Origin of the sequence: Psychrobacter sp. NPDC078631, from assembly GCF_050268165.1 — a bacterium.
GTDB lineage: Bacteria > Pseudomonadota > Gammaproteobacteria > Pseudomonadales > Moraxellaceae > Psychrobacter.
Genome location: NZ_JBNNGG010000001.1, coordinates 1,213,038 through 1,227,428, shown reverse-complemented (window position 1 = coordinate 1,227,428; position 14,391 = coordinate 1,213,038). Strand labels below are relative to the sequence as shown.

Annotated in this window: 12 protein-coding genes and 1 tRNA gene; 8 read left to right on the top strand and 5 right to left on the bottom strand. The window is 42.4% G+C overall.

Features of this window, described 5'->3' with window-relative positions:
- Positions 1-38 precede the first annotated feature (38 nt).
- The 5 genes from ACQKCP_RS04855 (at position 39) to ACQKCP_RS04835 (ending at position 6,210) form a co-directional block, all read left to right on the top strand.
- On the top strand, positions 39-2,228 hold the full coding sequence (locus tag ACQKCP_RS04855; RefSeq protein ID WP_427611496.1) for a 3-hydroxyacyl-CoA dehydrogenase NAD-binding domain-containing protein: 2,190 nt from the start codon (positions 39-41) through the stop codon (positions 2,226-2,228).
- Complete coding sequence (locus ACQKCP_RS04850) at positions 2,221-3,360, top strand: CaiB/BaiF CoA transferase family protein (protein WP_427611495.1); 1,140 nt, start codon at positions 2,221-2,223, stop codon at positions 3,358-3,360. The genes ACQKCP_RS04855 and ACQKCP_RS04850 overlap by 8 nt, the downstream gene beginning before the upstream one ends.
- A gap of 303 nt (positions 3,361-3,663) precedes the next feature.
- Positions 3,664-4,368 (top strand): hypothetical protein, encoded by a 705-nt coding sequence (locus tag ACQKCP_RS04845; protein ID WP_427611494.1) that lies wholly within the window; start codon positions 3,664-3,666, stop codon positions 4,366-4,368.
- Between the two features lie 312 nt (positions 4,369-4,680).
- Entirely contained in the window at positions 4,681-5,685 is a 1,005-nt protein-coding gene (rluF, locus tag ACQKCP_RS04840) for a 23S rRNA pseudouridine(2604) synthase RluF (protein ID WP_427611493.1), read from the top strand.
- 81 nt (positions 5,686-5,766) lie between these two features.
- Entirely contained in the window at positions 5,767-6,210 is a 444-nt protein-coding gene (locus ACQKCP_RS04835; RefSeq protein WP_427611492.1) for an SRPBCC family protein, read from the top strand.
- A gap of 75 nt (positions 6,211-6,285) precedes the next feature.
- Here ACQKCP_RS04835 and ACQKCP_RS04830 read toward each other — a convergent pair whose 3' ends face one another.
- From ACQKCP_RS04830 to ACQKCP_RS04815, 4 genes are all read right to left on the bottom strand, one after another.
- Positions 6,286-6,597, bottom strand: coding sequence for a DUF1244 domain-containing protein (locus ACQKCP_RS04830; RefSeq protein ID WP_427611491.1), 312 nt, complete (start codon positions 6,595-6,597; stop codon positions 6,286-6,288).
- A 131-nt stretch (positions 6,598-6,728) separates the two neighbouring features.
- Positions 6,729-7,349, bottom strand: a complete 621-nt coding sequence (locus tag ACQKCP_RS04825; RefSeq protein ID WP_427611490.1) for a class I SAM-dependent methyltransferase — start codon at positions 7,347-7,349, stop codon at positions 6,729-6,731.
- A gap of 23 nt (positions 7,350-7,372) precedes the next feature.
- Complete coding sequence (locus tag ACQKCP_RS04820; RefSeq protein ID WP_427611489.1) at positions 7,373-8,446, bottom strand: HNH endonuclease; 1,074 nt, start codon at positions 8,444-8,446, stop codon at positions 7,373-7,375.
- A 285-nt stretch (positions 8,447-8,731) separates the two neighbouring features.
- Positions 8,732-8,806, bottom strand: a tRNA-Gly gene (locus ACQKCP_RS04815).
- Positions 8,807-9,060: 254 nt separating this feature from the next.
- On the opposite strand from ACQKCP_RS04815, the gene ACQKCP_RS04810 reads away from it, so the two are divergent.
- The 3 genes from ACQKCP_RS04810 to ACQKCP_RS04800 all read left to right on the top strand — a co-directional run bounded on the left by ACQKCP_RS04810 (position 9,061) and on the right by ACQKCP_RS04800 (position 13,325).
- The gene (locus ACQKCP_RS04810; RefSeq protein ID WP_427611488.1) at positions 9,061-10,731 is read left to right on the top strand and encodes an alpha-keto acid decarboxylase family protein; all 1,671 of its coding nucleotides are present in this window, start codon (positions 9,061-9,063) and stop codon (positions 10,729-10,731) included.
- Positions 10,732-10,919: 188 nt separating this feature from the next.
- Positions 10,920-11,255 (top strand): GlpM family protein, encoded by a 336-nt coding sequence (locus ACQKCP_RS04805; protein ID WP_240990750.1) that lies wholly within the window; start codon positions 10,920-10,922, stop codon positions 11,253-11,255.
- A 279-nt stretch (positions 11,256-11,534) separates the two neighbouring features.
- Complete coding sequence (locus ACQKCP_RS04800) at positions 11,535-13,325, top strand: potassium/proton antiporter (RefSeq protein WP_427611487.1); 1,791 nt, start codon at positions 11,535-11,537, stop codon at positions 13,323-13,325.
- A gap of 16 nt (positions 13,326-13,341) precedes the next feature.
- Here ACQKCP_RS04800 and ACQKCP_RS04795 read toward each other — a convergent pair whose 3' ends face one another.
- Positions 13,342-14,244: a LysR family transcriptional regulator gene (locus ACQKCP_RS04795; protein WP_227522927.1), complete on the bottom strand. Its 903-nt coding sequence runs from the start codon at positions 14,242-14,244 to the stop codon at positions 13,342-13,344.
- Between the last annotated feature and the right edge of the window lie 147 nt (positions 14,245-14,391).

Below are 14,391 nucleotides of genomic sequence, written 5' to 3'. Positions count from 1 at the left end.
TAAGAAATAATAGATAAAGAATCATTTAAGGGATAAAAATGATGACAAATAACCAGACAGCAGATAGCGTAACAGCCATTAATGCACTAGAAAACTTCTCTGCCCAGCGTGATGACGATGGTATTGTCACTGTCACAATTGACCAAAGCAAACGTAAAATGAATGTCATCGGTGATGGCTTTACGGAGTCATTCGCCACGATAGTTGATAGTTTTATCAATGATGACGCCGCCAGAGGCTTAATTCTCACATCGGCCAAAGAAACCTTTGTGGTTGGCGCAGATATCGATCAATTGAACCAGATAAAGACAGCCGAGCAAGCATTTTCACTGACCGAAGAACTAAAAGGGAGTTTGCGTACACTTGAAACGTCAGGTAAACCCGTCGTCGCTGCTATGACAGGAACCGCATTAGGCGGAGGTTTGGAGCTTGCATTGGCATGTCACTATCGTATTGCCATTGACACGCCTAAGACCAAGCTAGGTTTGCCTGAGGTGAAACTGGGCTTGCTACCTGGCGGCGGTGGTACTCAGCGCTTACCGCGATTGGTCGGTATTCAAGTAGCACTAGAGTTGATGACTCAAGGTAAAGAATTACGACCATCAGCGGCAAAAGACATTGGACTTATTGATGCAATAGCCACTGATCGAGCAGACATGCTGAAGCAAGCAAAAGACTGGATTCAAAGTAATCCAAGCGCTCAGCAGCCATGGGATGAGAAAGGTTTTAAAATTCCTGGCGGCGATAGTAAGCATCCAAAGGTGGTTCCTATATTCTCTATCGCCCCAGCCATGGCCAATCAGCAGTCACATGGCAACTATCCTGCGATCACTCACATTATGTCTTGTGTGTTTGAAGGATGCCTAGTAGATATCGGTACAGGGCTTGAGATCGAGTCGCGTTATTTTGCCGCTTGCGTGATGTCTACTGAATCTAGAAACATGATTAACACCTTATGGACTCAGCTGAATAGCATCAAAAAAGGTCAGTCTCGTCCTCAAGGCTTTGAACGCACAATCACCAAAAAAGTCGGTATTTTGGGGGCTGGCATGATGGGCGCAGGCATCGCTTATGTCACTGCCAAAGTAGGGATAGATGTCGTACTGTTGGACACAGAAATTGCCAATGCTGAAAAAGGCAAAGCGTATTCTGCTAGTATTTTGGATAAAGCCATTAGCCGAAAGCGTGCTACCGAAGAGAAAAAACAAGCCCTCCTAGAACGCATTACGCCAACAGTTTCTTACGATAATTTGGCAGATTGTGATCTTATTATCGAAGCGGTGTTTGAAAACCGAGAAATTAAAGCCAAATGTACCCAGCAAAGTGAAGCAGTGATTTCAAACACGGCCGTCTATGCTTCTAATACCTCAACACTACCAATTACAGGATTGGCAAAAGCCAGTACACGCCCAAATCAATTCATCGGTCTGCATTTTTTCTCTCCCGTAGATAAGATGCCGCTGGTTGAGATTATCATGGGCGAGCAAACCGATGATGCAACGTTAGCCAAAGCTTTCGACTATGTTGTGCAAATAGGTAAAACGCCTATCGTCGTCAATGACAGTCATGGCTTCTATACCTCGCGGGTATTTGGCACCTATGTGTCAGAGGGCATTGCGATGCTAGGAGAGGGTGTGCATCCGCGTAGCATTGAAGTTGCCGGTATGAAAACAGGTATGCCGATGCCGCCGCTAGCATTGCAAGATGAGGTGTCATTAAGCTTAGCATTACACGTCAGCGAACAGCAGCAAGCGGATATGGTAGCCGAAGGTAAGCCAATCGTAGTGCGGCCTTCTTATGACATACTAAAAACATTGGTTAATGAGCATGGGCGCGAAGGTAAGAAAAATGGCAAAGGGTTCTATGACTATCCAACAGAGGGTGATAAACATCTATGGCCTGAGCTAATGACTTTATACCCACCAAAATCAGAGCAACCGTCGCAGCAAGATTTGGTAGATCGGCTAATGTTTATTCAAGCCAATGAGTCCGCTAAGTGCTATGAGGAGAATGTCGTACGCTCAGTTGCCGATACCAATATAGGCGCTATCTTTGGATGGGGATTTGCCCCGCAGCATGGCGGTACGCTACAGTTTATCAATGCAATGGGCGTGAGTGCGTTTGTTAAGCGGAGTCATGATCTAGCGGCAAAATACGGCGAACGTTTTGAGCCAGCTCAAATCTTGCTAGATATGGCAGCCAAAGGCGAGGCGTTCTCTGATGACTGACATGCATGTATCAAATCATGATCAAATGGCGGACTGTCTACAAGGGTTACGAGTGATCGATCTGACTCGTAATTTACCTGGGCCATTTGCCACGCGCCTGCTTGCGGACTTAGGCGCGGACGTCCTTAAAATCGAGCCCAAACAAGGTGATCCTGCTCGGGTATTTGGTGAGCTATTCGCAGCTCTAAACCACGGTAAGGCGACCGAAAAGCATGATTTTCATGATCCCAAAGCGATTGAAGCTATAAAAGCACATCTTAAAGAGGCTGATGTGATGTTAGATAGCTTTCGCCCAGGTATCTTGGTAGAAATGGGACTAGATGCTAAGACCTTGCATGTCATCAATCCAAAGTTGGTGATGGTATCTATTACTGGCTATGGCGTAGCAGGCAATTACGCAAAAGAAGGTACTTATTTAGAAGATGCTGACTCAAAAAATAGCTCTCAAGTGAATCATGCCTGGGCCAATAAGGCAGGTCATGATATCAATTTCATGGCTATGAGTGGTGTGCTTGACCAGTTAAAAACAGCGCAGGGTGAGCAGGCCATGCCCAATATTCAGTTTGCGGATTTGGCAGGTGGTAGTGACACAACAGTGATAGCACTGTTGGCTGCTGTATTTGCCGCCCAGCGTACTGGCAGAGGGCGACACATTGCTATTAGCATGACACACAGCCTTTATAATCATATGGTCATGCCAAAGGTCACAGGCAAAATTATTAATAGCCTTTCAGGAAACGGCTTAAACGACACTCTACTGCCGCAGCATGATTTTTTGGGTGGTGCATTACCATGCTATCGACTGTACCAAACCGCTGATAAGCGCCATATGGCAGTTGGTTCCTTGGAGTTGAAATTTTGGCAAGGGCTATGTGAGGTATTGGAACTACCGTCGCTTAAAGAAATACACTGGCAACTTGGTATCATGCCCAATAGACCTGAGAGTGAAGCTGCGACCAACACAATCGCGGAAAAATTCGCCAGTCAAACGCTTGAGCATTGGCAACGTGTATTTGCAGCAACGGATGTCTGTGTGACCCCTGTGTTGAGTTTACATGAAGCCAAGGCTCACCCTTTATTTGTGCATCAAGATGAGCATCATGCGACGTCAGGATGGCAACAAATGAATTAACAATTAGTATGTAAGTAGCTTTAGATAAAAGTGAAAGTTGGATTAGCACTTGAAGGCGATATTAAGCCGCTGCTGGCTAGTATCGTCTTTTTAGCCTGTATTATTCTGACTGTCTGTATAAACCAGAGTGATTGAACTTGTATATCTATAACTGTCTATCTAAAATTGCCTGAATAAGAGACAATACGCCCATAAATCCTAAAGTCTTACGGTACTGAAAAATAGTAGCACGTTCAAAGGCTCTTAGAGATTGAGCAACACAGACATTTAATACATTTAACTTAAGTAAAAAGGCAGTTCTGAATGACCAAACATAACCCGTATAATTTTTTACCTTTGCAGCCTACAGGTAGAAACGAGACCAATACTGCTAATACTTATGCTCCTGAAGATATGATTAAAATATACGAGCAGCAGTTTCTCATTCAAGTGCCAGAAGAAGAGCTGACCGAGTTTTTGCCAGCGTTAAAAGCATTCTATGATATCGATAACCATACCTTAGATGTCAGTGCCATTATTTTTGATGCAATCGCAGACTCTGCTATCATTTATAATCATAAAATCAAAGTCGGCGACTATCAGATATTAGGTGAGTTGATAGAAGAGGCGATTGAGTATGATGAAGACAACAAAAGTGATGAAAGCGCTGAGAGTGAAGAGATTCAAGCCTATACATTAGAGTGCCAACGTACATTTTTCATCAATGATGTAGAAATATCTTATCATTTCAACCTATTCATTTATGGCGATGGTTATTCTACTCTGACTAAAAAGGAAACTGTACTAGAAAAAATGTACTGGTTTGTTAGAGGTAGATTTGAAGAGGATTTATTAGATGACGCTGAAGACAACGACAATTTAGAGTCTATTAATGCGCAATTGGCCAGTTTAGGTATTCGTGAAATGGATCTGACGACTGTAGATGAGATAATCAGCTATGTAGAAGGCAGTATCATTGACGATCCAATGGTGGACGAGCTTAATAAAATGTTGGATGATGCTGAATAGTGAGTAAGATAAGTTAGTAGAGTGATCAGCAAAAGAACAGATTTGAAAAATTATATAGCTGAAAAACTAGAAAAAAGCCTCACTGCTCGTATGATGAATGGTGAGGCTTTTTAAACTCCCAACCTCATAAATAAGTTCTTTCAACATCATCCAAAATTACATGACGCGATACATTTCTTGGTTTTTACCCATCTCTCCTCAAAGGGTCAGTCGATTTCATATATAATGTGAGCTATTTCATCATTATTGATCCATTCAATTTAGGCTTTTTTCTTAGCAAAAAACGCTTCTTATCAGGTAAAACGGTGCTTTATGTTCAACGCTTCCTCGACTCGTTTAAATAAATACATCAGCGAAAGTGGTATTTGCTCTAGGCGAGATGCTGACCGCTTTATTGAACAAGGTAATGTATACATCAATGGCAAACGTGCGTCGGTCGGTGATCAGGTGGTCGCTGGTGATGCAGTAAAAGTCAACGGGCAGCCTATTGAGCCACGAGAGCCTGATGATTTTATTTTTATTGCGTTGAATAAGCCAGTGGGCATTGTGAGCACCACGGAAAGCTCTGAGAAAAATAATATTGTCGATTTTGTGCGACATAGTTTGCGTATTTTTCCGATTGGCCGTTTGGACAAAGATTCTCAAGGTTTGATATTTTTGACTAATAACGGTGATTTGGTCAATAAGGTACTACGTGCTGGTAATAATCATGAGAAAGAGTATCTAGTTACCGTAAATAAGCCGTTAACGGATAGTGTTATCGAAGGTTTGGCGGGCGGTGTGCCGATGCTTGGCAAGATGACCAAAAAATGCCCAGTGACTAAAGTGGCGCCTAATGTCTTTAACATCACGCTCGTACAAGGTTTAAACCGTCAAATTCGCCGTATGTGTGAGCACTTTGGCTACGAAGTCGTCAAGCTTGAACGTACGCGGATTATGAATGTAAGTCTTAAGGGTCTTCCCGTTGGTGACTGGCGAGACTTAACCCCAAAAGAGCTGTCCGTGTTGCTTAAATCTGTAGAAGATTCCTCTTCGCAAGACAATCACTCAAACAAGAAATCTCGCAATACGCCACGAAAAAAACCTCGTACGGATGCTTCGTCAAAGTCAAAACCATCTACAAAATCAGCAGGTGCAGCAAAGGGGCGTAACAAATACGCCAAGGACGATGCTAGAAAACCAGCAGGTTCTAAAGGTAGGGATGGACGTCCTACTGGTCGTGGTAAGCCGTCAGGGGGTAATGGTAAGTCTGGAGGCAATGGCAAACCTGCTACCAATGGCAGGCGTCCTTCAAAGGGACGAGGCTCTTCGCGGTAATAATTTTTCACAATGTGACGGCTATATTTATTTCTAAAATGGAAGTAAGCTAAATAACTTTAGTCTTAATGAGATAATATTATGTTTAAAATAAAAGTAGAGCGCATTGTCAAAAAACCGATTGATGAGGTATTTGAAGCACTGAGTGACCATGCCAGTTATGGCTCATTTAAAGCGGTGGGAGTGGCTAAGTTGGTGAATGAAGGTGACGAGGAGCGCAATGGCGTCGGGGCTTTACGTAGCATTCAAACGGGACCCGTTAAGTTTTGGGAACGGATTACAGCGTTTGAGCGTCCTACTCATATGCAATACCAAATCGAAAAATCTAAACCTATAAAAATGCAGCATGATAAAGGCGTCATTGATTTAAAAGACTTGGGCGATGGCACCACACACGTGACTTGGGTGTCTGAGGGTCGATTGACGGTACCTTTGCCATTAGTCGGTCGCCTATTTGACCGTCAAATGCAGAAACAAGGAACTATAGGGTTTAGTAGCATACTCAAATCCATAGAAAGCCGCTAATCTAGCGGCAATGTTGGCTTTTTTGATATCACTCTCTAGTGGTGGCTTATTTTATTTGAGCCATCACTGTCAGTTTTAATTCGCTTTATTCTTAGCAGCTTCAATCTCGTTAAAACGCGCTAGCTGCTCTGGCGTTGCTTTCTGTTGATATTTCTCTTTCCACTCAGCATAAGGCATACCATAAACAAGCTCGCGCGCATCCTCGTATTCGATTTCAATACCACGCTCTTCACCAGCCGCTTTATACCATTTGGATAAACAGTTACGACAAAAGTCGGCAAGGTTCATTAGCTCAATATTTTGTACATCTTTACGTTCGTCTAAATGAGCTAGTAAGCGACGAAATGCCGCTGCTTCTAGCTCAATGTTTGATTCTAATTTTGCCATAATATTTTCCTAATTGTAGTTTAGCTACTTCTAAACCAACATGATACTAACGACATAAATATTGCGCAACCTATGTCGTTCTATATTAAAAACGCGTACAACAAACTCAAGCATAGTAATGATTTATCAGCTTAAAATTTCCTAATCATAATATTAAACCATGCTTTATTTCTATTCGCTCTTTGATCAATCGTAAGCCAAGTTTCTTCTTTGAACTTATGATTGATTTTTTGCTTTAAGGTTTCCCAGCGTTCTTCATTCATATCGCAGAAAAAACGTCCATCCTCAATACGATCTCTATTGCCATATTTAAAAGATGCGTAAAAATTACTTTCATCTGTCAGCATGGTGAGTAAGTTATCTACTAATTCAGGAAGCTCTTCATAAGGTACATGAAGCAGCGAAGCACATGCCCAAATACTTGTAAATCGTTTATACCACTTCTGAAATGGAATTTGCTCGAAAGTTAAGCATTGCCAATCAATAATATCATTATTATGAGTTTTTGCCCGTTCAATAAGCTCTTGACTGCCATCAGTAGCGGTAACATTGAAGCCTAAGTTAGCAAAGTACATACTGTCACGACCTGAGCCGCAGCCTAAATCTAGTATGTGTTGCTGACTTGACGGTCTAATAGGCAGGTTATCTATAAAAGGTTGATATAGCCGATGCATATCCACACTAATGGTTTGCTCAAAGAATGAATTTGCGTTGCTATTATAAAAGGCTAGGGTGTTTGATTGATTTATCATGGGCTATATATCGCTGTTCATTATTAGAAGAGACTGTTTCCTTGTTGTCTAGGTTGCCAGACATGAATCAAATGTTCTTTTGAAAAGTTGAAAGACTTCTGCAAAAACTGCTGACGTGTCTTCTCATTTATACCGGTTTGATTGATTAAGGTTTCGCGTAATGGGTGGTGACTACCAATCAAATATTCGTTGCGTGTATGCAGTCTTTTCAATAACTCAATATTAGGTACTTTAGCAGCTTTACCATCTATACCACGGTTGCAATTAGAGCAAGCAAGTACTAAGTTCCAAACCCCATCGACATTAACTGGCCGACAGCAACCAGCTGTTGCTACTTGGGCTTTTAAAGTATGTGGAAAGAAGTGGTCAACGTCTGCTAGCATCACGTCATTAGAAGCAATACTGATTCCTGTAAAGCAGTAAAAGCATCTGCTCTTTTGATACCCGTTTAATGCACCTCTTGAACTGGTAATATCAATGCGGCAATGTTTAGTATCTTTAGTAAATAATTTTTTGGTATCTTGGTCAAATTCAACCGAAATTAAACCTTTATTAATATTGAGCTCCCACGCTTTTTCTACCAAGTTCCAACGTGACTCTGTCTCTAAATTCAGATTTTTAGCTGAATTGTCAAATACATGAAATAATTTGAATAAGTTATCTGTTAGACGTATTCCTTTATTGTGTTTACGCTCGTCAACAAAAAATTCTTCATCAATTACATCATAAAAACGTTCTCGCACTGCTTTAGTATTGACCACATGAAATGCGTCCAAAACGTATTTAAATCCTTCTTTATTCGTGACATGAATGAGTTCATCTTCGCTAATCTGTTGATGGTTGAATCGAATGCAAGCATTGATAAACTTACTACTACTAAAAGTGCTCTGTTTAGGGCTATGTTTTAGATGTTCACATAGATGCAAGGCGTAGGGCAGTGCTAAATCTTCGAGCGAAATCAAGTCAGAATCTCTTTCTAAGCTGACATCGATTAAAGTTTTGGCAAGCGCGAATTTATAAGAAGCAGTGTTTCTACCAAACAGAATAATAGCTCGCCAGTAGTTTTCTAGCGTGGGCTCAACGTCTATGAAGTTCATGAATGGCTCAATCTGTCATTAATTAGAATGGACTGTGGTGATAGTCCATTCTAATAGTACTATAACTTTGACAATTGAAATGATATTTCCACTTTAGAGGGTTAGTTCGAAATAGTCACGTTTTGGTCACGGTGCTGATTTCGAGACTTTTATCTCGTTAGATTAACTTAATAGTTTGATTGGGCAATAAGACATAAAAACGCTGTAGCCCCTGAAAATTAGACAAAAAAAATCCTCACTTCTTATTTAAGAAGTGAGGATTTTAGTGCTCTTTCAAGCCATATTTGGAGCGGGAAAAGAGATTCGAACTCTCGACCCCAACCTTGGCAAGGTTATGCTCTACCACTGAGCTATTCCCGCTAATTATCAATTAACTATCGTCAGTTGATGAAGGCGTATTATACGCAGTTTTTTTTAGGTGTCAACACCTATGACGAAAAAAATTAAAGTTATTAAAATAGGCGTGTCTTCTGGCCATAGATATATGTTATAACGGTTTATTATAATATGTATTCCAAAAGCTTTGTATTACATAAATAAGCTGGGACGTACGTTATAATTTAACCTCAATCACAATTATCAATACTTACAAAGATAAGTCATAAGGATAAAAAATGAGTCAACAATATACCATCGCTGATTATTTGTTTGATCGTGTCGCAGAAGCGGGTGCATCTGAGATATTTGGCGTACCTGGTGATTTTAACTTAACTTTTTTGGATAACGTTCTCGCCTCTGACAAGCTACGCTGGGTAGGCAACACAAATGAGCTAAATGCTGGCTATGCTGCCGATGGCTATGCACGCGAGCGTGGGTTTGCCGCCATGGTGACGACCTTTGGCGTAGGCGAACTATCAGCGATCAACGCGACCGCAGGTTCTTTTGCTGAGTATGCGCCGGTATTGCATATCGTAGGTGCACCGAGCACAGCCTTACAAGACTCAAAGCGCCGTATTCATCACTCGCTTGGTGATGGCGTGTTCAACCATTTTATTAAGATGGTCGAGCCAGTAACCGTGGCACGAGCGCAGCTTACTCCTGAAAATGCTGCTTCAGAAATTGATCGAGTAATTCGCTTGATTCTCAAAAAGCATCGCCCAGGTTACTTACTATTATCACCAGACGTTGCGCGCCAGCCTATCTATCCACCAACGACCAAGTTGATCGATAGCCAAGAAGACATTACTAGCCAAGCGGCATTATCAGATTTTAAGCAAGCATTAACAGAGTTTTTGCCAAACAAGACCATGACATTAATGGCAGATTTGATGGTGCATCGTTTGGGATTGCAGTCACAGCTCAAAGCATTGATCGCTGAGACAGAGATTCCTTATACCACGCTATCTTGGGGCAAGACACTGCTTGATGAAAATAGCGATCGTTGGGCAGGTACTTATGCGGGTGTTGCCTCGCGTCCAATTGTGAAAGATGCGGTAGAAAACTGCGAATGTCTCATCAAAGTAGGGGTGCAATATACTGACACTACTACCGCAGGGTTTAGCCAAGATATCAATGAAGATGTGGTCGTAGACTTGCATTATGAGCGTGCTTCTATTAGTGGTAAGAACTTTGCACCGATTGCGCTAAAAGATGCGTTGCAAGCCCTGCATGAAGTGATGACCTCTGGCATTAACATCGTGCCAAAACCTTTCTGTGAAGAAGTTAAGCCGCACGAACAAAAAGGCAAAGACAGTGAGGCTATCCGCCAAGATGACCTATGGCACATTATCGCTGACCGCTTAGATCATAATAACTTGGTGTTTTCTGAACAAGGGACGGCCTATTTTGGTATCAGTGATGTGCGTCTGCCAGAAGGGGTGACGTCATATGGGCAGCCGATGTGGGGGTCAATTGGCTACACGTTACCTGCCAGCTTGGGCGCGGCGATTGCATCACCAGATAAGCGCAGTGTGTTATTAATTGGGGACGGTTCAGCATTGCTAACAATCCAAGAGTTGGCGGTCATGATTCAAGAGCGCATCAACCCTGTAATCGTCTTAATCAATAATGATGGCTATACGGTAGAGCGCGCAATTCATGGCGAAAACCAATACTATAACGATATCCCTAAATGCGATTGGCAAATCATGCCGCGAGCGTTTGGCGCCACAGAAGCGAATAGCCTATTACTCAAAGCAGAGACAGCAGGCGAGCTAAAATCTGCTTTCGACAAAGCTGCTGCGACTACCGATAAGCTTATAATGATTGAGGTGATCGCAGACAAGCATGATATACCGCCATTGCTAGCAGACATCAGCGCGGCACTAAAACCAAAAAAGGACTAAGTCATTCGTAAAAGCTTACTGAATAAAAGTACCAGCCCCATTTAGCAACTTAGCTAGATGGGGTTTTTGCATTTTTCTATCATACGGATTAATTAATCAGCGATTGCTCTTATGTCAGTTTGCAGACTTTAGTATCATGGCGGATTGGGCTACTTCAGCCTTTATAGTCAACAGGAGATGGACCCGTCGTGATTTGGTTAAAAATGCTCATCGGCGCCTTGATGGTACTGGCGATTCAAATGTTCGCCCAAACCCGATTTTTCTATTTGGCGGCACTTGCGCCGCTATTCCCCACTTTTACGTTAATCAGTCACTTTATCGTCGGTACTGAGCGCAGTCCCGCAGATTTAAAGGTCGCGCTGATATTCAGTATGCTTGGCGTCATACCGCACTTGATTTATACCTTTGTGGTGTTTTTTAGCATCAGTTATATGAGCTTATACAAGGCATTGCTATTAGGTGTGGCCGCTTGGACGGTTGCGGCGGCTATTCTAGTACTGACATGGCAATACATTCAGGGTTAAGTAATGTTAAGACGTAAACTTTTTTAGCATAGCAATGGTATTTTTTGGGCTTCACTTTAATATTTAAACTTTTTTTATTGAAGTCTTTTTTATTTATTTAGTATTGGCGGCTAGTTCTGATGGTGATGCTAATATCATTATAAATAATTGTCATTCATATTTTGAATAACGACCGCTTATGATAGGCTCACTGGTGTAATATCTACTAACAGCAAGATAACGAAAACCCCATCGCAATCAATTACTATTCTTAATAATAAAAAATAGGGCTCAAAAAAAATGGATACCTTAAATATCCTGTATCTCGTAGGCGCAGTATTAATTTTCGCCAGTATCATGGCGAGTACATTATCGGCGCGCTTAGGCGTACCATTGTTGTTGCTGTTTTTGATAGTGGGTATGTTGGCAGGCGAGCAGGGTATCTTGGGTATTGAGTTCTCTCAATATGCGCTAGCCAATTTCGTTGGGCAGGCCGCCTTAGCCTGTATCTTGCTAGATGGTGGTTTACGTACGTCCTTTAAATCGTTCCGAGTGGGTCTAAAACCTGCGATTACGCTAGCCACGTGGGGTGTGTTGGTCACGGTCATGGTGCTAGGGGTCTTTGTCACTTGGCTGCTCGATGTCGATTGGCGCTTTGGTTTACTGATGGCAGCGATTGTTGGCTCAACCGATGCCGCAGCGGTATTTTCTCTATTACGTAATGGCGGCGTCAAGCTTAACGACCGTGTACAAGCAACGCTTGAACTTGAGTCTGGTGCCAACGATCCTTTGGCTATTTTATTAGTCACTGGTTTGATTGCCCTAAATGTAGATCCTGCTGGTCAGACAGTATTTGGTTTTTTAGTTTTATTGCTACAGCAGCTGAGCTTTGGGCTAGGCATGGGCTTACTGTTCGGTTATTTTCTATCCCGATTATTGCCCAAGGTGCATTTAGCAGAAGGCATGTACGCCATTTTGATTCTCTCTGCTGGCTTGGCTGTGTTCGCCGCGACCAATCTCATTGGCGGCAGTGGATTTTTGGCGGTATACCTCACTGGTGTGTTAATCGGCAACCACAAGGTGCGCTCAACAGAACATGTCATGCGAGTGATGGACAGCTTTGCTTGGCTATCACAAGCAGTGCTTTTCGTAGTATTAGGACTGCTGGTCACTCCATCAAACGTCCTCAATGTCTGGCATTATTCGGTTGCAATCGCGCTCTTTATGATCTTTGTGGCGCGTCCTATTGCCGTCTATACCAGCGTCAAACCATTCAAATTTAAAGACAGAGAGATTGGGTTTATCTCTTGGGTTGGCTTGCGCGGTGCAGTGCCTATTACCTTGGCAATTTTACCCGTCATGGCTGGTATAGATAACGCCTTTATGCTGTTTGATATTGCCTTTGGTGTCGTCGTTTTGTCGTTGATTTTGCAAGGCACAACCATCCCTACAATGGCAAATCTATTTAAGGTACGTATTCCAACCAATAAAGACCCAAAAGAAGAACACGAGGTCTGGGTATCGGATAAGGCCAGTATCACGCTGTATGAGTTTGAGGCAAAGTCGGGTGCATTTGCCATTGGGCGTCATCCTATGGGTATCTCCAAAGGTATCAATCCAGATGAAATTAGTGTCTTTGCGCTAGTGCGTAACCAGCAAATCGTAGTAGTCGATGACAATACAAAGCTCAAGTTCGGCGACAGTGTTTGGTATGCGATGAGAGGTAATCACGCGAGCAAAATCGCCAAGATTTTTAATGACACGACATTAGATCGCAAAGCTATCGATGACTTCTATGGCGATTGGTTGCTATCACCGAGTGTCAAGCTTGGAGACTTGCCGTTTTTTACAGGAATTATGGCGTCTGAGACATTGGTAAAAACACTCAAAACGTCCGATGAAGACAGCACAAAAAACATGTGGGAGCAGACGGTGGCCGAATACGTAAAATCACATCTAGGTACCGCGCCAGTGTCGGGAGATACCGTCGTAGTGAGTGATGAGTGGTCATTGGTCATTAAGGAAGTCGATGACAAAGGGAAGCTAAGAACCATTGGTCTAAAGTACCAACAACCGTCTGCAATAGTGTAATAAATCGAGTGGTATCTTATAATAAGTTCATCATCTTATTCAAAAAATCAGCCGCTTGTTTAGGCTGATTTTCTCGATATGCCCAATGGTGCTCGACATCATAGCTTGCCTCATCAGGCAGTAGTATTTTCATCAGTCCCATACCCTCATAACGCTTCGCTAAATCACGCGGCAAGTAGCCAACATGGTGACCCGCAAGGATAAGCTGGGCTGTCGCCTCCATATGATAAGTAGTCGCGCTTAATGTCTTGGGGCGAATATGATTGATATGATGCTCTACCACATAGCCTCTTTTTATCCACGGATAGTTCTGTTCTAAATCATCAAAAGTTAATCCGTCTGAGTTGTAAAACAGCCTATGCTCGCGACCACAGCAGACCACTTGTTTTTCAACAAATGCTGGCTTAAAGGTCAGTAAAGGTGGAAAGCTGCCAAAATAACCCACGCCAATGTCACTCTCGTTACTTAAGAGCTTTTCTAACATGCTCTCAGGGCTTTGTACGTCGATAGAAAAGTGTATTAACGGGTTATTACGGTAGCTGTTGGCTAGACGTTGTCTAAGTGCATCATAAAAAAACTTGGGCATCTGATCAATCAAGCAAAGCCTGATGTGCCCGCCGTGAACTGAGTCTAATTGTTTAATATAATGCAGCTGATGTTGAAAGCTGGCGACTGATTCGGTAAAGCCTAAACATGCCTCATACACCGCCGCACCGTCCTCCGTGAGTTTGAATCCTGCTCGACCACGATGACATAGCGTCATGCCTAAGCGGTCTTCTAAGTGGGTTAAGTGTCCACTGATGACAGAAGTAGTAACATTCAAACGCGACTGAGCGGCCGTCACGCCTTGGCACTCTACGATAGCCATAAAGCTACGTAGTGTTTTGATGTCTATCTTTATCAGTTCATCCAATATCAAAAGCGGCTCCTTATTTATTAAATCAATATCATCTTTTTTTAATCGATACTTCTTTTCATAAACTTCTGATAGTGACCTATAAGCGCACTTTACTACGAAAAAATAGAAGTTTACTTCTAAATTTTACCATGGTTCCTTCTCTTATAT